This is a genomic window from Pseudomonas sp. FP1742 (assembly GCF_030687145.1).
Taxonomy (GTDB): domain Bacteria; phylum Pseudomonadota; class Gammaproteobacteria; order Pseudomonadales; family Pseudomonadaceae; genus Aquipseudomonas; species Aquipseudomonas frederiksbergensis_D.
In genome coordinates this window covers 6491154-6509645 of sequence record NZ_CP117460.1, presented here as the reverse complement: position 1 = coordinate 6509645, position 18492 = coordinate 6491154, and the positions used below count along the sequence as shown (strand labels likewise).

16 protein-coding genes are annotated in these 18492 nt (G+C 60.0%); all 16 read left to right on the top strand.

What is annotated here, in order from left to right; all coding sequences use genetic code 11:
* The first annotated feature begins 12 nt into the window (after positions 1-12).
* Positions 13-1710 carry an SUMF1/EgtB/PvdO family nonheme iron enzyme gene (locus tag PSH64_RS29635; RefSeq protein ID WP_244914219.1) on the top strand — a complete coding sequence of 566 codons (1698 nt, stop codon included), beginning with the start codon at positions 13-15 and terminating at the stop codon, positions 1708-1710.
* An 84-nt stretch (positions 1711-1794) separates the two neighbouring features.
* Complete coding sequence (gene tagQ / locus PSH64_RS29630) at positions 1795-2724, top strand: type VI secretion system-associated lipoprotein TagQ (RefSeq protein ID WP_105342355.1); 930 nt, start codon at positions 1795-1797, stop codon at positions 2722-2724.
* A gap of 970 nt (positions 2725-3694) precedes the next feature.
* On the top strand, positions 3695-5251 hold the full coding sequence (gene tssA / locus PSH64_RS29625; RefSeq protein ID WP_305479400.1) for a type VI secretion system protein TssA: 1557 nt from the start codon (positions 3695-3697) through the stop codon (positions 5249-5251).
* Between the two features lie 32 nt (positions 5252-5283).
* A complete protein-coding gene (gene tssB, locus PSH64_RS29620; protein ID WP_007934526.1) occupies positions 5284-5787 on the top strand; it encodes a type VI secretion system contractile sheath small subunit in 504 nt (167 codons plus the stop codon).
* Between the two features lie 28 nt (positions 5788-5815).
* Positions 5816-7291 (top strand): type VI secretion system contractile sheath large subunit, encoded by a 1476-nt coding sequence (gene tssC / locus PSH64_RS29615; RefSeq protein WP_105342351.1) that lies wholly within the window; start codon positions 5816-5818, stop codon positions 7289-7291.
* A 12-nt stretch (positions 7292-7303) separates the two neighbouring features.
* A complete protein-coding gene (gene tssE / locus PSH64_RS29610) occupies positions 7304-7711 on the top strand; it encodes a type VI secretion system baseplate subunit TssE (RefSeq protein ID WP_018927433.1) in 408 nt (135 codons plus the stop codon).
* A gap of 10 nt (positions 7712-7721) precedes the next feature.
* The gene (locus PSH64_RS29605) at positions 7722-8234 is read left to right on the top strand and encodes a PAAR domain-containing protein (RefSeq protein WP_105342347.1); all 513 of its coding nucleotides are present in this window, start codon (positions 7722-7724) and stop codon (positions 8232-8234) included.
* Entirely contained in the window at positions 8231-9037 is an 807-nt protein-coding gene (locus PSH64_RS29600; RefSeq protein WP_064621121.1) for a hypothetical protein, read from the top strand. Before PSH64_RS29605 ends, PSH64_RS29600 begins: the two co-directional genes overlap by 4 nt.
* Positions 9038-9322: 285 nt before the next feature.
* Entirely contained in the window at positions 9323-9523 is a 201-nt protein-coding gene (locus PSH64_RS29595) for a hypothetical protein (RefSeq protein ID WP_019650072.1), read from the top strand.
* 63 nt (positions 9524-9586) lie between these two features.
* Positions 9587-11374, top strand: a complete 1788-nt coding sequence (tssF, locus tag PSH64_RS29590) for a type VI secretion system baseplate subunit TssF (protein WP_105342345.1) — start codon at positions 9587-9589, stop codon at positions 11372-11374.
* Positions 11338-12345, top strand: a complete 1008-nt coding sequence (gene tssG, locus PSH64_RS29585; protein WP_105342343.1) for a type VI secretion system baseplate subunit TssG — start codon at positions 11338-11340, stop codon at positions 12343-12345. Before tssF ends, tssG begins: the two co-directional genes overlap by 37 nt.
* A gap of 13 nt (positions 12346-12358) precedes the next feature.
* The gene (tssH, locus tag PSH64_RS29580; protein WP_105342340.1) at positions 12359-15007 is read left to right on the top strand and encodes a type VI secretion system ATPase TssH; all 2649 of its coding nucleotides are present in this window, start codon (positions 12359-12361) and stop codon (positions 15005-15007) included.
* Positions 15008-15017: 10 nt separating this feature from the next.
* Positions 15018-16538 carry a sigma-54-dependent Fis family transcriptional regulator gene (locus tag PSH64_RS29575; RefSeq protein WP_305479398.1) on the top strand — a complete coding sequence of 507 codons (1521 nt, stop codon included), beginning with the start codon at positions 15018-15020 and terminating at the stop codon, positions 16536-16538.
* A 93-nt stretch (positions 16539-16631) separates the two neighbouring features.
* On the top strand, positions 16632-16772 hold the full coding sequence (locus PSH64_RS29570) for a hypothetical protein (protein WP_007894589.1): 141 nt from the start codon (positions 16632-16634) through the stop codon (positions 16770-16772).
* A gap of 17 nt (positions 16773-16789) precedes the next feature.
* Positions 16790-17986 carry a type VI secretion system-associated FHA domain protein TagH gene (gene tagH / locus PSH64_RS29565; protein ID WP_105342336.1) on the top strand — a complete coding sequence of 399 codons (1197 nt, stop codon included), beginning with the start codon at positions 16790-16792 and terminating at the stop codon, positions 17984-17986.
* 5 nt (positions 17987-17991) lie between these two features.
* Positions 17992-18492, top strand: a complete 501-nt coding sequence (gene tssJ, locus PSH64_RS29560; protein WP_105342333.1) for a type VI secretion system lipoprotein TssJ — start codon at positions 17992-17994, stop codon at positions 18490-18492.

The following is an 18492-nucleotide window of genomic DNA, read 5'->3' as shown; positions in this document are numbered from 1 at the left end:
AGCCTGGCCAGCATGGGCATGGCTGGCCTGGTGGGTGCCGATGAAGGCGCCGACAAACTGGACAACCCCAAGCCGCTGGCCGATGACGTCAGCCTGCCGCTGCCGTGCGAAGGTCAGATGGTGTTCCGTTACGTCTACATCCTCGCCCAGGGCAGTCTGGACGACCGCGAAATCAGCCTCGGTTACCCGTTCAGCGAAGGCGAGGCCGGTTATCAGCAGTCGTTCATTTCCGGTTATCGGCGGGACTTCATCAATGGCCAGTTCACCCTCAAGGATCTGCCCAAGGACTGGAGCAAAAGCATCACCCCGCTGATGCCCAAGACTGACGTCGGCACTCCGCTCAAACCGATGCTCTACTTCATCGGCAAATACGAAGTCACCGCCCGCCAATACGCGCAAGTCATGGCCCAGGCGCAATCGTTGGCCAGCGGTGAACCGGCGCCAGCCTGCGAGGCTTTGCAGGCCGAGATCCCGCAAGGCATGGCCGGGCGTTTGCCCAAGGTGAAGCTGTCGCGATTCGAGGCTGAACGCTTCTCGGCGGTGTACAGCGCCTGGCTGATGAAATACCACAAAGACCTGCTGCCGGTGAGCGGCCGTGGCACCTCGGCCGAGGAGGGCGGGCTGGGTTTTGTGCGTTTGCCGACCGAGGTCGAATGGGAGTTCGCCGCCCGGGGCGGGCAAGCCGTCAGCCGTCAGGATCTGGAAGGGCGCCTGTTTCCCCGGCGCCTGGACGGCAGCGAAAGCGACGGACCGCTGGCCGATTGGGCGGTCTTCAATCAGGTCGCCGGCGGCACCGGCCAGGCTGCGCGGCTGATGCCGATCGGTACCAAATTGCCCAACCCCATCGGCCTGTTCGACGTGATCGGCAACGCCGCCGAAATGGTCCAGGAGTCCTTCCAGCTGGTGCACGCCGGGCGCCGCCAGGGCACCTACGGCGGCTTCGTGGTCAAGGGCGGCAACTACCTGGAAGGCGAGGGCACCTTGTTCACCGGGATGCGTCGCGAGTATCCGCTGTTCGCCGCCGACGGCACCGAGCAAAACAACGAAACCACCGGCTTCCGGGTCGCGATCGGCGCGTTGTCGGCGCCCCGTTCGCGCTACAAGGAACTGTTTGCCCAATGGCAGAAAGAAGGCCGGCTGGCTTCCCTGACCGACGCCATCGACGACGCCCAGGACCCGACCAAACGCCTGGACAGCATCATTGCCGCCAGCGTCGATCCGCGCCTGCAAGCCGAGTTGGGGCTGGTCAACGAAGAGCTCAAGCGCAACGTCTCGCTCATCGCCCAGCAGCGCGAGGAAGCGGCCGGCAACCTGATCCAGTCGGCGGCCCTGGTGGCCGAGACCGTCAACAACTACAACATTCGCCTGACCAATTTGCAGAAGAGTCGCCAGCAGGCCGTGGACGCCAAGGACGAGGCCAGCGCCAAGCTGTTCGCCATGGCCATCGACAACGGCCGTAGCGCGCTGGACGGCGCGGTGGCGATCTACATCGACAACCTGGCGACTGGCACGCGCTACACCGACGCCGTGATCCAGGCGCAGTTTCAACGCATCAAGGAAGAGTTGGAGCGCAAGCCGGTACTGGGCAAGAGCCTGGTGGCGCGCGCGACGTTATTCGTTCGCCATGTCGGTGATTATCGTCAGCAACGACGAGCCGACCCGGCGGCGATATTGAAGGAATTGCTCGCATCGAACGCTCAGCGGTCTTGATCGTTCGTTGTACAGCGAGCTTGGAAGGGACTCAGGCGGCGGTGGGCCGTGCTGAGCTGGTCAAACTTAAACGAGAACACAACTATGCTTTCCTCCCGTAAAGCTTTTGCTGCGGTTTCCAAGCGTCACTTGCTGATGATCGCCGTTGGCTTCAGCACCGTACTGACCGGTTGCGCGACGTCGCCGACCTCCAAGGTCGCTTCGAGCACCAAGGTCGAGTACTACCCCAACTGCTACGAGCCGGTGCAGCACCTGCGTGCCACCGATTCGAACATGACCAAGTCGGTGGTTACCGGCGCGGCTGTCGGCGCTGTCGGCGGTGCACTGTTGGGCGCCCTGACCGATTCCGAGAACCGTGGCCGCAACGCCGCCATCGGTGCGGCGGGCGGTGCCCTGGCGGGCGGCGCGGTCGGTTACTACAACGAGCGTCAGAAGCAGATCGCCGATGACAACCAGCGCATCGCGTCCTACGCCTCCGACGTCAGCAAGAGCGCCGCCGACATCGACCGCAGCACCGCATACGCCAAGGCGTCGCAACAGTGCTACCAGAGCGCGTTCACTAAACTGGTTGCCGACCGCAAAGCCAAAACCGTCAACGACATTGAGGGCCGCAAGCGCCTGGCAGAAATCGTTTCTGGCCTCAAAGAGTCCAACGACCTGATCGTTGCGGTGAACGGTAAAGCCAGCGAAGACCTGAACAACTACACCCAGGCCTACGAAAAAGACCTGCAGCAGGTAGGCGTGCAGCGCACCGACGTGGTCACCGTGGCGACCGCCGATACCACACCGGTCGTGACTCCGACCAAGGGCAAAAAAGCAGTGAAGCCGGCGAAAAAACCGGTGCTGCCAACCGTGCCGAAAGAAGCGGTCACCACCGAGAAAACCCTGCAGACCGCACAAGCCAAACAGGCGGAAAGCAAGCAAGTGGCCAGTGCAGGCACCACTCAGGTCAACAGCATGTGCAAAAACCCGGACCTGGGCGACTGGGCACCGGTACCTTGCCCGAATGTTTGATTGAGTTTCTGTAGGTCTTTGATCATTCCCACGTGTTGCGTGGGAATGATCTGCACTTGGCGCCATGCGCCGCCATCTCCTGCGCTGGCAAGTGATTCAGCGCTCGCTTCCTCTGGCAACTGCACGTCATCCGCCATTCTGCTTCCGTAACGTCGGCCAGATTCCGCGGCGTATCGGCTGAACAAATGCTCCGCCTCGAAATCAGGGTATTTGTTGTCCAGTTCAACCCCTGGATCGAATACAAAGTGCTGATGGCTTCAATCTCTTCAAAGGCCCGCCCTTTAAAATCATGTGAATAAACGAGATCAAAGTTCGAAACCTTGGCCGGCGAACATGTGCTTATCCTCAGCAAAAGGATTGATGTAGGAAGGGGGGGGGCTGACACATGGTCCGAAGTTTGATTATTTCAGTTTTTTGCGCCGGCGATGAGCGAAGGACTTTTTTGTTTCGGGGGGAGGTAATGAAGTTTTGGGCTGAGCCAAGTACACATCCGGGGATTGGTGATATATGAAAGTGCCATCATTTTGATGGCACTTTTTTAATATGCATTTTTCAGTCAACGCTTTGTTCGCGGATGGCTGTAACTTTCAGAAAGCTCCTACATTTTTCATTTTCTATTTTTGTCATGCTGGCGTCAGCGTCAGGATATGAATTCCTCAGTGATGATGAACAGGGTTGATGGGCCGCTCTGGCTCAATGGTTTCGGGGGGATCGCGTGGAGGGTGGAAAGGCCAAGCCTTGTGTCAGGGAATCCCCTGTCACATATAGGGAAATCTCCTACAAGCAACAGAGACGACGCTGTCTTGTTGTTTAATCGGGTGCTTGCTAATGGCCATCATTGTGATTAGGATGCGCGCACTTTAAAGAGCGCGAACTCAATTGGATGAGATTCATCGCAGCTCTTTGATACTGTCCGGCGCCATTGAAACTCCAAGGGCCGTATGACTGTAATCCTAATTAAAGGCCATGGATGTCCTACTCAAGCAAACTTTCCGCTCATTACCTTGAACTCGCAAAAGCCTCTGTTTCCAAAGAGAATTTCGCGGGCGAGGATGTTCGCTTTTCGAGCGAATATGAGGCATTGGAAAGCGAGCTGGCCAAAGCCCAGTCCATGCATGAAAGCGGTCAGATCGACTGGCTGAAAATCCGCGAAAACAGTGAAAACCTGCTGCGTACCCAGTCCAAGGATTTGCGTGTCGGCGCTTGGCTGACTTGGGCGTTGTACCAGCGCGAATCCTTCCAGGGGTTGCTGGCCGGCCTCGGTTTGCTACACCACCTCTGCGAAAACCATTGGGCCGAGGTTTACCCGAACAAGTCCCGCACCCGCTCCGCCGCCATCAGCTGGTTGGTGCCGCGTCTTGAGCAGGTGCTGAACGAAAACGTCGCGATCAAAGAGCAGCTGCCGCTGTTCCGCCAGTTGGTGGAGCACCTGGAAGGCCTCGACGCCGCGTGCACCGAGCACCTGGGCGATGACGCGCCGTTGCTGCTGCCAATCTCCCGCCGCTTGAAAAACATGGTCCAGCGTGCCGCCGACAACCAGCCGGAGCCCGGTGTGGTGGGGGCCGCAGTGGCCCAGGTCAAGCAGGCCGCGACCCAGCTGTTCACCCCCGGCGCGCCGATCGATAACGAGAAAGAGGCCCACAAGGCCTTGCGCGCTCAGCAGGAAAGCGCCCGTCCATTGTGTGCCTGGTGGCTCAAGCAGAAAGCCACCGACTTGCGCGCTCTGCGCCTCAATCGCACGCTGTTGTGGCTGCCCATCGACGCGGTGCCCGAGCGCAATGCCGAGCAGATCACCGTCCTGCGTGGCGTGCCGGCAGACAAACTCAAGGCCTATCAGGACCGCTTCGACCAGGGGAAATACGCCGATCTTTTGGTAGAGCTGGAGGCGAGCCTGGCGAAGGCGCCGTTCTGGTTCGATGGCCAGCGAATGGTCTGGGAATGCCTTCAGGGGCTGAACGCCGAGATGGCCATGCGCGAAGTGGAAATCCACTTCGCGCTTTTGGTTCAGCGCCTGCCTGGCATCATCGAGTTGCGTTTCCACGACGGCGCGCCGTTCGCCGATCCGGCCACCCGCGCCTGGATCAGCGCCCACGTCATGCCGCATCTGCAAAGCGCCAGTGCGCCGCGCAAGGTCGAAGTCGCCGATACCCAGCCTGCCTGGGAAGTGGCCCTGGAAGAAGTCATGCCGATTCTGCGCAAGGACGGCCTCAAGGCCGCCGTGCAGATTCTCAAGCAGGGCCTGCAAAGCGCCCATGGCGGGCGGGTTCGCTTCTTCTGGCAGTTCGCCCTCGCGCGGCTGTGCTTCATGGCCAAGAAATACGAACTGGCCAAGACCCAACTCGAAACCCTCGACCAAACATTACAGGACTCAGGCCTGCACGCCTGGGAGCCCGATCTTGCGCTGGAAGTGCTGCATTTGCTGCATAGCTGCTGCGAGTTGTTACCGCAGAACCATGCAGTGCGTGAACGCAAGGAAGAGATTTATCGCAGGCTGTGCCACCTCGATCTCGAAGTGGTACTCGAATAGGCCCCAGGGCCACAACCGCAAGGAGAAAAGCCATGGCCAAAGAAGGCTCGGTAGCCCCCAAGGAACGCATCAACGTCACCTTCAAACCCGCCACCGGCGGTGCTCAGGAAGAGATTGAACTGCCGCTGAAACTACTGGCAATCGGTGACTACACCCACCGCAAGGACGAACGCAAAGTCGAAGATCGCAAGCCGATCAGCATCGACAAGATGACCTTCGACGAAGTGCTGGCCAAGCAAGAGCTGAGCCTGACGCTGAGCGTACCGAACCGTCTTCAGGAAGAAAGCGACACTGAAGAACTGGCCGTGCAACTGCGCGTCAACTCGATGAAGGACTTCAACCCGGCCTCGCTGGTCGAGCAAGTGCCCGAGCTGAAAAAACTGATGGAACTGCGCGACGCGCTGGTGGCCCTCAAAGGCCCGCTGGGTAACGCGCCTGCGTTCCGCAAAGCCATCGAAGGCGTGCTCGCCGACGACGAATCCCGCGGTCGCGTACTCGGTGAGCTGGGCCTGAACGCCGCAGCCCAGGACGCCTGAGCCCCCATCAGCCAAGGAAGCCAACACAATGAGCACTAGCGCAGCACAGCAAAAGAGCAACGAGAGCGGCGAATACAGCATTCTCGACAGCATCATCGCCGAAACCCGCCTGACCCCGGACGACGAAGCCTACGACATCGCCAAACGCGGTGTGTCGGCGTTCATCGAAGAGCTGCTCAAGCCGCAGAACAACGGTGAGCCGGTCAAGAAGGCCATGGTCGACCGCATGATCGCCGAGATCGATGCCAAGCTCAGCCGCCAGATGGACGAAATCCTGCACCACCCGGACTTCCAGTCCCTGGAGTCGTCGTGGCGTGGCCTGCAGTTGCTGGTCGACCGCACCAACTTCCGCGAAAACATCAAGATCGAAATCCTCAACGTCTCCAAGGACGACCTGCTGGATGACTTCGAAGATTCGCCGGAAGTGATGCAGTCGGGCCTGTACAAGCACATCTACACCGCTGAATACGGCCAGTTCGGTGGTCAGCCGGTTGGCGCGATCATCGCCAACTACTACATGTCCCCAAGCTCGCCGGACGTGAAACTGATGCAGTACGTGTCCAGCGTAGCCTGCATGTCCCACGCGCCGTTCATTGCTGCCGCCGGCCCGAAATTCTTCGGCCTGGAAAGCTTCACCGGCCTGCCGGACCTGAAAGATCTGAAGGATCACTTCGAAGGCCCGCAATTCGCCAAATGGCAGAGCTTCCGCCAGTCGGAAGACTCCCGTTACGTTGGCCTGACCGTGCCGCGTTTCCTGCTGCGTAACCCGTACGATCCGGAAGAAAACCCGGTCAAATCGTTCGTGTACAAAGAAACCGTCGCCAACAGCCACGAGCACTACCTGTGGGGCAACACGGCCTACGCGTTCGGCACCAAGCTGACCGACAGCTTCGCCAAATTCCGCTGGTGCCCGAACATCATCGGCCCACAGAGCGGTGGCGCGGTTGAAGACCTGCCGTTGCACCACTTCGAAAGCATGGGCGAAATCGAAACCAAGATTCCTACCGAAGTATTGGTCAGCGACCGTCGTGAATACGAACTGGCCGAGGAAGGTTTCATCTCCCTGACCATGCGCAAAGGCTCCGACAACGCGGCGTTCTTCTCCGCAAGCTCGGTGCAGAAGCCGAAGTTCTTCGGCATCAGCGCTGAAGGCAAGGCTGCAGAGCTGAACTACAAGCTCGGCACCCAACTGCCGTACATGATGATCGTCAACCGCCTGGCTCACTACTTGAAAGTGCTGCAGCGCGAGCAACTCGGTTCGTGGAAAGAACGTACCGACCTCGAGCTGGAACTGAACAAGTGGATCCGCCAGTACGTGGCCGACCAGGAAAACCCGAGCGCCGAAGTCCGTGGCCGTCGTCCACTGCGCGCCGCCCAGATCATCGTCAGCGATGTCGACGGTGAGCCGGGCTGGTACCGCGTCAGCCTGAACGTGCGCCCGCACTTCAAGTACATGGGTGCCGATTTCACCCTGTCGCTGGTTGGCAAGCTGGACAAAGAGTAAGCGGAGCGACTCATGACTGGATACGGCAGCCTTTTCGAACGCCTGGGTGGCGACGCGGACAAACGCGTCGGCTGGAGCCGCGAGGTTTCCGCCATGGCGTCGGTGGCTGCCCATCTGGCCAAGATGCTCAGCACCCGTGCGGGCAGCGTGCAAACGCTGTCCGATTACGGGCTACCCGATCTCAATGACATGCGCCTGAGCCTGCACGACTCCCTGAGTCAGGCCCGCCGGGCCATCGAAAGCTTCATCGAAGCCTACGAACCGCGCCTGAGCAACGTGCGTGTCATCTCCCTGCCGCGTGACAACGATCAGCTTCGCCTGTCCTTCAGCATCGAAGGCCTGCTGGAAGTTGATGGTTTCAAGCGCCAGGTCAGTTTCGCCGCGCGCCTGGATGGCAGCGGTCAAGTAAAGGTCAACTAAGGAGATTCGTATGTCCGGCAAACCAGCAGCCCGCGTATCCGACCCCACCGCTTGCCCGCTCCCCGGCCACGGCACCAACCCGATCGCCGCCGGTTCCGGCGACGTGTTCTTCGACGGCCTCGCGGCCGCCCGCCAAGGCGATGCCTCGGCGTGTGGTGGTGCGATGGTTGGCGATCTTGCAACGACTGTTTTGATTAACGGTAAACCGGCGGCGACCGTGGGCTCCGTTGGTGCTCATGGTAATAAAGTTACGGCCGGGTCCGGGACAGTGATTATCGGGAATTCGCATACACCGGTACCGTTTATTCCACCGGTTCCATTGATGCTGTTTTCCCATTGTCAGCATGTTGTGATGGAAGATCAGGATGGAAATCCACTTCAGGATATTCCTTATCAGATTACAACCGCCAAAGGCGAAGTTATCTCCGGGCAAAGTGATGCAATGGGCAGAACCCAGTTGGTAGGGGGGAAAGAAGGTGAAACTTTTGATTTTCACGCCGCGATTGATGGAGCGTCGGTATGAGTGCCGAAATTTTGTCTACCTTGATGGCGCGCTCAATTGCGTTAACTCCAAAGTCAGATCCCGTCGGGAAAAAAGTTACCTATAAAGTATTCTGGAAAACGACTGCTTTCTGGACGGATGCAGATATTGCTGCTTATCACGACGAAGCACCATTGATTGCGGAAAAACTGATCAATGAAAAATATTGGGATAAAAACGGCGCTGTAAAAAATAATAAGTTTACGTGTGAAGACTTTGCTCTGAGGGTTTTATGCGAATTTGCGTCTAAGCGTGGATTGCCGGTAAAGCTGAAAACGGGTGTTAGAACTTACCGGAATATGGAGAATTACACCGCAGCGCAGCATGATCGTTACGCTTCCAATATGTACGGCTTTAGCGAAATGGTCATGTTGACCTATGGTGCTCCGGATATGCAGGAAGTGGGTGAAAATACTCTGGCTGTGGATGCAGTAGAAAGCCTGATGCCCGGGGACATCCTTGCGCAGGCTCTTGATCGTCCTGGAGATGTTGCGCACCATATCCAAGTCGTAGTCGGAATTAATACCTCCAGAATTGACATCAGGCAGGGTAATACTAGTGGTTGGAGTACCCGCCCTAATACAACATTTCAGAGATTGATTGGCTCTAACATGGCTGATCCGCAGAATGATGGATATGCGGGTATGTCGATTGAAAAAGGATTTTATGAGAAGGCGGTTGTTGGGTGGGATTATAAAAATATGGCTAAAGGCTCTACGGATGAAGACTTTTTGAAAAACTTCCAATTGTATCGTTGGAATTTCATGGGGTTTAATAAAAAATGAGTTTTGACGTCTATTTGGCAGTGTTGGCTGATAGTGATTTGTTTGGCACTTTGGCGATTTTTTGTTTTTTTGCGGCGATTGGTAATTTGTTTGTTAGGGTTAGAAACTCAAAGTGGCACCGAGTTTTGACTTTTTTGTGTCTGGTGTCCATTACATTGCTCGAAGTGGTTGGCAGTTATTATGCCAACTTACCGCCTGCGTGAATGCAGACTTTTTTCTGTGGTGTTTTGGCACTGAAACTGCTGCTGCTCTACAACGGAAGTTTTACTCAAGAGGATGTAAGGGATGAGCGGTTATCTGGCCGTATTAGCTGACAGTGACCTATTCGGTACGTTGGCCATTTTATCGCTGATTCTAGCCCTGACTGGGCTACGCAATAAAAGCCGTAACTCGAAGCTTCATAGGTTGCTGACGTTCATTGTCTTGATGGCGATACCGGTGATGCACGGCATTGGCACCTATTTCCTGAATTTGCCTCCCGCATAAATATGACCACTGAGCAAAAACACGTATCTAGCTCACCCAAATTCAAAACCAGGCAGCCCATCCATGTCCTTTAACCACTACTACCAAAGCGAACTCACCGCACTTCGCCAGTTAGGTCGTCGTTTCGCCGAGCGTAGCCCGGCGTTGGCGCCTTTCCTTGGTCAGGCCGGGCGGGATCCGGATGTGGAGCGGTTGCTGGAGGGCTTTGCCTTTCTGACCGGTCGTCTGCGCCAAAAGCTCGACGACGAGTTGCCGGAGCTCAGCCACTCGCTGATGCAGTTGCTGTGGCCGAACTACATGCGGCCGCTGCCGGCGTTCAGCATTTTGCAGTTCGACCCGTTGAAGCGTTCCGGGCCGGCGTTGAGGGTCGAGCGTGATACGCCGGTGGAGAGTGTGCCGGTCGATGATGTGCGCTGCCGTTTCCGTACGTGCTACCCGACCGAGGTGTTACCGCTGGATCTGGCCGCGCTGAATTACTCGGTGAAGGGTGACGGTTCGCTGTTGAGCCTGCGGCTGGAGATGAGCGCGGATGGTCACCTCGGCGAGTTGGAGCTGAGCCGTCTGCGTCTGCACTTTGCCGGTGAGCGCTACATCAGCCAGATGCTGTACCTGAGCCTGTTGCGCAACCTCGAAGGCATCGAGCTGATCCCGCTGGATGGCGCCGGCAAGCCCATCAACGGCGTAAGCGGTCAGCCGATGGCGTTCAAAATGCCCGGCGACCGCGTGCAGCCGGTGGGTTTTGCCGAAGAAGAAGCGTTGATCCCGTATCCGCTGAACACCTTCCGTGGCTATCGCTACCTGCAGGAATATTTCGCCTTCCAGGACAAATTCCTGTTCGTTGATATCAACGGTCTGGACCTGCTCAAGGCACTGCCGGAAGACACGCTCAAGCAGATGCGCGGCCTGGAATTGCGCTTCGATATTCGCAAGAGCGGCATCATGCGGATGCGCCCGACCCTGGACAACGTGAAGCTCTACTGCACGCCGATCGTCAACCTGTTCGAGCACGATGCGCTGCCGATCCGCCTCGACGGCAAGCAGGACGAATACCTGCTGCTGCCGGCCGAATACGACCTGGAAAACTGCGGCGTGTTTTCGGTGGAAACCGTGACTGGCTGGAAGCCCGGCGGCCTCGGTTATCAGGAATACGTGCCGTTCGAATCCTTCGAGCACGACCCGAGTTTCGACGTGCCCACCAGCCGTCCGCATTACAGCATCCGCCAGCGTTCGTCCTTGCTGCACGATGGCCTCGACACCTACTTGAGCTTCGGCATCCGCCATACCGAAGCCCACGAAACCCTGTCGATCGAGCTGATGTGCACCAACCAGAACCTGCCGCGCAAGCTCAAGCTCGGCGACATCTGCATGGCCTGTGAAGAGACGCCGGAGTTTCTGAGCTTCCGCAACATCACCCCGGCCACCTCGAGTTTCGCGCCACCGCTGAACCGCGACTTCCTCTGGAAGCTGATCAGCAACATGTCGCTCAACTACCTGTCGCTGGCCGACGTCAATGCGTTGAAGGTGATTCTCGAAACCTACGACCTGCCGCGCTACTACGACCAGCACGCGGAAAAAGTCAGCAAACGCCTGCTGGGCGGGCTCAAGTCGATCAAGCACCAGCATGTCGACAGATTGCACCGAGGGTTGCCGGTTCGCGGGTTGCGCACCGAGCTGACTATCGACCCGGAAGGGTATATCGGCGAGGGCGACCTGTTCGTGTTCGCTTCGGTTCTTAACGAGTTTTTCGCGCTTTACGCCAGTCTCAATTCGTACCACGAGCTGCGGGTAAAAAGCACACAGGGAGAGGTGTACCAATGGACACCACGTATGGGCCTGCAGCCCCTGCTTTAAGCGGGCTGACCCGGGTAATACGCGAGTACTCGCTGTTTCAGGCCGTGCTGCTGGTGATCGACCGGCTGCGCGATGCACACCCGCACCTGAGCGAAGACGACCTGTACGACCAGCTGGAATTCCAGGCCAACCCGAGCCTGGGTTTCCCTGGCAGTGACGTCGATCGCGTGGAGTTTTTCAAAGAGCACGGGCAGATGCGTGCGCGTCTGCGTTTCAACCTGATCGGCCTGGTCGGTTCCGGTTCACCGTTGCCTGCGTTTTACGGTGAACAGGCCTTGGGCGACAGCGAAGACGGCAACCCGACCCGTAACTTCCTCGACCTGTTCCACCATCGCCTGCAACGGCTGATGCTGCCGATCTGGCGCAAATACCGCTACCGCGCCAGTTTCCAGAGCGGCGCGCTCGATCCGTTTTCGGCGCAACTGTTTGCCCTGATCGGCCTTGGTGGCGAAGAGATCCGCAAGGCTCAGGAACTGAACTGGAAACGCCTGCTGCCGTACCTCGGCCTGCTCAGCTTGCGGGCGCACTCGGCGGCGTTGATCGAAGCGGTACTGCGTTACTACTTCAAGCACGCCGAACTGACTATCGAGCAGTGCATCGAGCGCCGCGTCGAAATCCTCGACGAGCAACGCAATCGCCTCGGTCGCGGCAACAGCATGCTCGGCGAAGACCTGGTGCTGGGTGAACACGTACGCGACCGCAGCGGCAAATTCCGCATTCACATCCGCGAGCTCGACTGGCAACGCTTTCACGAATTCCTGCCGATCGGTTTCGGCTACCAGCCGTTGTGCGCGCTGGTGCGGTTCACCCTGCGTGACCCGCTCGATTACGACATTCGCCTGGTGCTGCGCCAGGAAGAAATCCGCGAACTGCGCATCGGTGAGCAGAACGCCTGTCGCCTGGGGTGGACCAGTTGGCTCGGCCGCGAAAAAGCGGACGGCGTGGTGACCCTGGGCAGCAAAATTCATTAAGGACAGATGACACATGATCAACGTAGACCTGCAACAACTTATCCAGGCGCTGGACGCCGAAACCCGTCGTGATCTGGAAAGTTCTGCCGAGCGCTGCGTCGCCCGTGGCGGCAGCAAGATCCTCGTCGAAGACTTGCTGCTGGGCCTGCTGGAGCGCCCGCAAGGCCTGCTCGCACGGGCGTTGCAGGACGCCGAAGTGGACGCCGGCGAGCTGAGCGCCGCGCTGCAATCGCGGGTCGAGCACAGCGCCTCGCGCAATCCGGTGTTCGCCCCGGAACTGGTGCAGTGGCTGCAAGACGCCTTGCTGGTGGCCAACCTCGAACTGGGTCAGAGCCAGGTCGAGCAAGCCGCGTTGATCCTCGCGCTGCTGCGCAACCCGATGCGCTACGCCGGCAGCCGTTATCAGTCGTTGCTGGCCAAGCTGAACATCGAGCGCCTGAAAGAATTCGCCCTGTCGCAGAAAGAACAACCGGCCACCGGCAAACCGGCGGTGCCCGGCGAATCGCTGCTGGAGCGCTTCACCCACAACCTGACCCAGCAGGCCCGCGACGGCAAACTCGACCCGGTGCTGTGCCGCGATGGCGCGATCCGTCAGATGGTCGACATCCTCGCTCGCCGCCGCAAGAACAATCCGATTGTGGTCGGTGAAGCCGGCGTCGGTAAAACCGCGATCGTCGAAGGCCTGGCCTCGCGCATCGCCGCCGGCGAAGTGCCGCAAGTCTTGAAAGGCGTCGAGCTGCTGTCATTGGACATGGGCCTGTTGCAGGCCGGCGCCAGCGTCAAAGGCGAATTCGAACGTCGCCTCAAAGGCGTGATCGACGAAGTCAAAGCCTCGCCGAAACCGATCATCCTGTTCATAGACGAAGCCCACACCCTGATCGGCGCGGGTGGCAACGCCGGCGGTTCTGATGCGGCCAACCTGTTGAAACCCGCCCTGGCCCGTGGCGAGTTGCGCACCATCGCCGCCACCACCTGGGCGGAGTACAAAAAATACTTCGAGAAAGACCCGGCCCTGGCCCGTCGTTTCCAACCGGTGCAACTGCACGAACCGACTGTCAGCGAAGCGGTGACCATCCTGCGTGGCCTGGCTCAGGTCTACGAGAAGAGCCACGGCATTTACCTGCGCGATGACGCGGTGGTTGCAGCAGCCGAATTGTCCGCCCGTTACCTGGCGGGTCGTCAGCTGCCGGACAAGGCCGTCGACGTGCTCGACACCGCCTGCGCCCGCGTGCGCATCAGCCTCGCCGCCGCCCCGGAAAGCCTGGAACGCCTGCGTGGCGAACTGGCCGAAGGTGGCCGTCAGCGTCAGGCCCTGCGTCGTGATGCCGAAGCCGGTTTGCTGATCGATCACGAAGCGCTGGACGCTCTGGAAGATCGCCTGGCCGACGCCGAAGACGAAAAGGTCGCCCTCGAAACGCTGTGGACCGAGCAGAAAGAACTGGCCGAGCGCCTGCTGGAGCTGCGTCAGCAACTGGCCAAGGCTCGCGAAGCCGCCGCCGTCGAGCCGACCATCACGGTCGAGGAAGACGCCGAAGGCACCGTGATCGAATCGCTGCCCGTAGACGAAGCGCAAAGCGTCGAAACCCTGGAAGCGGCGCTCAACGAAACCCACAAAACCCTGACCGAGCTGCAAGTCAAAGAACGTCTGGTGAGCTTCGAAGTCTGCCCGCGTCTGGTGGCCGAAGTGATCAGCGCCTGGACCGGTGTGCCATTGGCGCAACTGGCCCGCGAACACAACGCCAAGGTCGCAAGCTTCGCCACCGACCTGCGCACGCGCATCCGTGGTCAGGAGCAAGCGGTTCATGCGCTGGACCGTTCGATGCGCGCCACCGCCGCAGGCCTGAACAAACCGGATGCCCCGGTCGGCGTGTTCCTGCTGGTCGGCCCGAGCGGCGTCGGCAAGACCGAAACCGCACTGGCCCTCGCTGATTTGTTGTACGGCGGTGATCGTTTCATCACCACCATCAACATGTCCGAGTTCCAGGAGAAGCACACCGTGTCGCGTCTGATCGGTGCGCCGCCGGGCTATGTCGGTTACGGCGAGGGCGGCATGCTCACTGAAGCCGTGCGGCAGAAACCGTACTCGGTGGTGCTGCTCGATGAAGTCGAAAAAGCCGACCCGGACGTGCTCAACCTGTTCTACCAAATCTTCGACAAAGGCGTGGCCAACGACGGGGAAGGGCGCGAGATCGACTTCCGCAACACGCTGATTCTGATGACCTCGAACCTGGGCAGCGACCGCATCAGTGAGCTCTGCGAAAACGGCGCGCGGCCGACCGCCGAAGTCCTCGAAGAAACCATTCGCCCGGTGCTCAGCAAGCACTTCAAACCGGCGTTGCTGGCACGCATGCGCGTGGTGCCTTACTACCCGGTGGGCGGCCCGGTGCTGCGCGAGCTGATCGAAATCAAACTCGGTCGTCTGGGCGAGCGCCTGAACCGTCGTCAGCTGGATTTCACTTACTCCCAGGACCTTGTCGATCACCTGGCCGAACGCTGCACCCAAAGCGACAGCGGTGCGCGCCTGATCGACCACTTGCTCGACCTGCATGTGCTGCCGCTGGTGGCCGACCGTTTGCTCGATGCGATGGCCACCGGTGAAAGCCTCAAGCGCGTGCATGCGACGCTAGACGGCAATGCCAGCGTGACGTGCGAGTTCGCCTGAGGTGGGTGTGATGTTCACTCAAGTGCCGCAACCGCTGGTCTATGCCGAAGCCTTGCTGGCGCAGTTCGCCAGCCTGTCGCGGGCGGCGGACAGCGCTGTGTTGCTGGGTGACTTCGTGCGCGGGGTGGCCGAGCTCAGCGGTTGCGAACTGACGCAGTTGTACCTGCTGGACGCGACCCACACCTGCCTGGGGATGAATGCCGAGTGCCTGAACGGCATTCTGCAACCCCGGGAAGGGGCGAGCCTGCCGGCGGATTACAACGGTGAACAACTGCTGCAATTCGCCCTGTGCCAGAACCGCGTGGTGTGCCTCGGCGAGCTGAGCGGCAGCCTGCACGAAACCAGTTTCCTGCCGCCCCAGGCCACGCCCTGGCAGTCGTTGCTGTGCGTGCCGCTGGTCAATCAGCAGAAGGCTGTCGAAGGTTTGCTGCTGTGCGCCAGTCGCCGCCAGATCGACCTGCAAGGGTTTGCCGATTCCCTCGGTCAACTGGGCTCGTTCGTGCTCGGTCAGTTGCACTTGCTGCAACGTTTGCGTCAGCCGACCGGTGATACACGCCCGGCGCTACTCAACGTCCCGAGCGCCAGCGGTTATGGCCTGATCGGCAAGAGCGCGGCGATGCGCCAGACCTACTCGTTGATCAGCAAAGTCCTGCACAGCCCCTACACCGTGCTGCTGCGCGGTGAGACCGGCACCGGCAAGGAAGTGGTCGCGCGGGCGATTCACGATTGCGGCCCGCGCCGGTCCCAGGCGTTCATCGTGCAGAACTGCGCGGCGTTCCCCGAGAACCTGCTGGAAAGCGAGCTGTTCGGCTACCGCAAAGGCGCCTTCACCGGTGCCGATCGCGACCGTGCCGGGCTGTTCGATGCGGCCAATGGCGGCACCTTGTTGCTCGATGAAATCGGCGACATGCCGCTGTCCCTGCAAGCCAAATTGCTGCGGGTATTGCAGGAGGGCGAGATCCGCCCGCTGGGGTCCAACGACACCCACAAGATCGACGTGCGGATCATTGCCGCGACGCACCGGGATTTGTCGGTGCTGGTCAGCGAAGGCAAGTTCCGCGAGGACTTGTACTACCGCCTCGCGCAATTCCCGATCGAGCTGCCGGCGTTGCGTCAGCGCGAAGGCGACATCCTCGACCTGGCGCGGCACTTCGCCGACAAGGCCTGCTCGTTCTTGCAGCGCGACGCGGTGCGCTGGTCCGACGCGGCGCTGGATCACCTGTCCGGTTATGCCTTCCCCGGCAACGTTCGCGAACTCAAAGGCCTGGTCGAGCGCGCGGTCTTGCTGTGCGAAGGCGGCGAGTTGCTGGCCGAGCATTTCTCGTTGCGCATGGAAGCCATGCCGGAGGACAGCAGCGGCTTGAACCTGCGCGAACGCCTGGAGCAGGTCGAGCGCAGTCTGCTGCTCGACTGCCTGCGCAAAAACGACGGCAACCAGACCCTCGCCGCCCGCGAACTCGGGCTGCCACGGCGCACGCTGCTGTACCGCCTCGGGCGGCTGAATATCAATCTGGGTGATTTCGATGGGTAGGCAAAAGACCGTCGGATCCGCCTCATTCGCTTCTAACAGCGCCACCCGAAAGGGTCGGCGCTTTGTGCTTTGTCTACCCCTGGAGACCCTCTGATGCCTGTTCGTCACTGGCAAGCCGTCCTGCTGACCCTCGTCGTTCTATGCGGCCTCGGCGGCTGTAGCGGCAATTACAAATACAACGACAACACCTATCGCCCATTGGGTGATCCGCAGGCGGTCAATCGCGGCAAGTGACCGCAAGGAGCATCATCATGGAACTGGTTTTCGAAATGCTGAACACCAAGCAGTTCGTGCCCACGGATTTGTGCCAGAAGACCTTCAAACAGGCCGGTGGCGTGATTGGCCGGGGCGAGGACTGCGACTGGATCATCCCCGACCGCAAGCGTCACCTGTCCAACCACCACGCGGTGATCAGCTACCGCGAAGGCACGTTTTTCCTGACCGATACCAGTAGCAACGGTATCCAGGACAGCGAAAGTGGCGCACGTCTGCGCAAGGGCGAGCCGATGCGCATCGAACATGGCAGCGTGTACGTGCTGGGCGACTTCGAGATCCGTGCGCGGCTGGTGCGCGACCCGGCCACGTTCGACGTCGAAGTCGGCCGCCCGCAAGCGGCAGGCAGCATCATTCCGGACGATGCGTTCCTCGACCTCGACCCGCTCAATGCCCTCGACCAGCAAGAACGCGTGTACTCGGAGATCGAGGAGCTGATTTCCCCGAGCACGGTGATCGAGGATACCCGTCAGCGCGCCGACTACGCGCGCATCGACATGGAAAGCCTGATGGTGCCGGAGCTGATCGACGCCCCGGCAGAACCTGCGCCAGCCCCGCCGCCAAAAGCGGTGGAGCGCCAGAGCGAAGGTTTCTGGGAGCACTTCGGTGCGGCGTTGGGCGTGGATCTCAAAGGCCTCGACCACGACGCCCGCGAAGCCCTGGCCCTGAACGCCGCGCGCCTGCTCAAGCAGAGCGTCGGCGGTTTGCAGCAGAGCCTGCGCACCCGCAGCGAGCTGAAAAACGAACTGCGCCTGGCCCAGACCACCGTGCAAGGCACCCACAAGAACCCACTGAAATTCGCCGTCGATGCCGGTGAAGCGCTGGGCATTCTGTTGCAGGGCAACAAGCCGGGCCAATTGCCGGCCGAGCAAGCGATCTCCCGTGCGTTCCGCGATTTGCAGGCGCATCAGGTGGCCTTGCTGACCGCCAGCCGCGCCGCCGTTCGCGGCACCCTGGAGCACTTCTCGCCGCAACAGCTGACTCTGCGTTTCGAGCGCGACAACAAGCCGTTGCTCGCCACCTCCGGCAGTCGCTGGAGAGCTTACGGGCGTTATCACCAGGCCCTGCGTCAGGACGATGACTGGAGCGAGCGCCTGCTGGCCCGCGACTTCGCCCAGGCCTACGAAGAACAGATCCGCTTGATTTCCACCCTTCACACCGACCACCAAGGATGATGCGCATGTCTCGCTGTTCCACCGCTTTTTTCAAGATGCTGACTGCGTTCGCTGCTTTGGTGCTGCTGGCCGGTTGCTCGTCGCTGTCGCCGTATTCCACCGTGACCAAACTCAACCTGAAGCTGACCGCCAGCGATCAATTGAACCCGGACCTCAACGGTCGTCCGTCGCCAATCGTTGTGCGCCTGTTCGAGCTCAAGCACCCGGTGGCCTTCGAGAATGCTGATTTCTTCAGCCTCTACGAGCGCGCCAAGGAATCCCTGGCCCCGGACCTGGTGGCCAGCGAAGAGCTGGAACTGCGCCCGGGTGAAACCGTCGAGCTCAAGCTCAGCGTGGAAGAGGGCAGCCGCTACGTCGGCGTGCTCGCCGCCTACCGCGACCTGCCGGAAACCAAGTGGCGCTACACGGTGCAAATCACTCCGGTGCAAGTCACCGCGGCTGACCTGACCCTCGATCAGGCCGGCATCCGCAACACCCACGAAACGCTCGCCAAGGCGGTTGACTGA

Excerpts from the sequence above, each read along its gene's own strand:
- PSH64_RS29635 (WP_244914219.1), top strand. The coding sequence starts at position 13 with ATGGGCATGGCTGGCCTGGTGGGTGCCGATGAAGGCGCCGACAAACTG.
- tagQ (WP_105342355.1), top strand. The coding sequence starts at position 1,795 with ATGCTTTCCTCCCGTAAAGCTTTTGCTGCGGTTTCCAAGCGTCACTTG.
- tssA (WP_305479400.1), top strand. The coding sequence starts at position 3,695 with ATGTCCTACTCAAGCAAACTTTCCGCTCATTACCTTGAACTCGCAAAA.
- tssB (WP_007934526.1), top strand. The coding sequence starts at position 5,284 with ATGGCCAAAGAAGGCTCGGTAGCCCCCAAGGAACGCATCAACGTCACC.
- tssC (WP_105342351.1), top strand. The coding sequence starts at position 5,816 with ATGAGCACTAGCGCAGCACAGCAAAAGAGCAACGAGAGCGGCGAATAC.
- tssE (WP_018927433.1), top strand. The coding sequence starts at position 7,304 with ATGACTGGATACGGCAGCCTTTTCGAACGCCTGGGTGGCGACGCGGAC.
- PSH64_RS29605 (WP_105342347.1), top strand. The coding sequence starts at position 7,722 with ATGTCCGGCAAACCAGCAGCCCGCGTATCCGACCCCACCGCTTGCCCG.
- PSH64_RS29600 (WP_064621121.1), top strand. The coding sequence starts at position 8,231 with ATGAGTGCCGAAATTTTGTCTACCTTGATGGCGCGCTCAATTGCGTTA.
- PSH64_RS29595 (WP_019650072.1), top strand. The coding sequence starts at position 9,323 with ATGAGCGGTTATCTGGCCGTATTAGCTGACAGTGACCTATTCGGTACG.
- tssF (WP_105342345.1), top strand. The coding sequence starts at position 9,587 with ATGTCCTTTAACCACTACTACCAAAGCGAACTCACCGCACTTCGCCAG.
- tssG (WP_105342343.1), top strand. The coding sequence starts at position 11,338 with ATGGACACCACGTATGGGCCTGCAGCCCCTGCTTTAAGCGGGCTGACC.
- tssH (WP_105342340.1), top strand. The coding sequence starts at position 12,359 with ATGATCAACGTAGACCTGCAACAACTTATCCAGGCGCTGGACGCCGAA.
- PSH64_RS29575 (WP_305479398.1), top strand. The coding sequence starts at position 15,018 with ATGTTCACTCAAGTGCCGCAACCGCTGGTCTATGCCGAAGCCTTGCTG.
- PSH64_RS29570 (WP_007894589.1), top strand. The coding sequence starts at position 16,632 with ATGCCTGTTCGTCACTGGCAAGCCGTCCTGCTGACCCTCGTCGTTCTA.
- tagH (WP_105342336.1), top strand. The coding sequence starts at position 16,790 with ATGGAACTGGTTTTCGAAATGCTGAACACCAAGCAGTTCGTGCCCACG.
- tssJ (WP_105342333.1), top strand. The coding sequence starts at position 17,992 with ATGTCTCGCTGTTCCACCGCTTTTTTCAAGATGCTGACTGCGTTCGCT.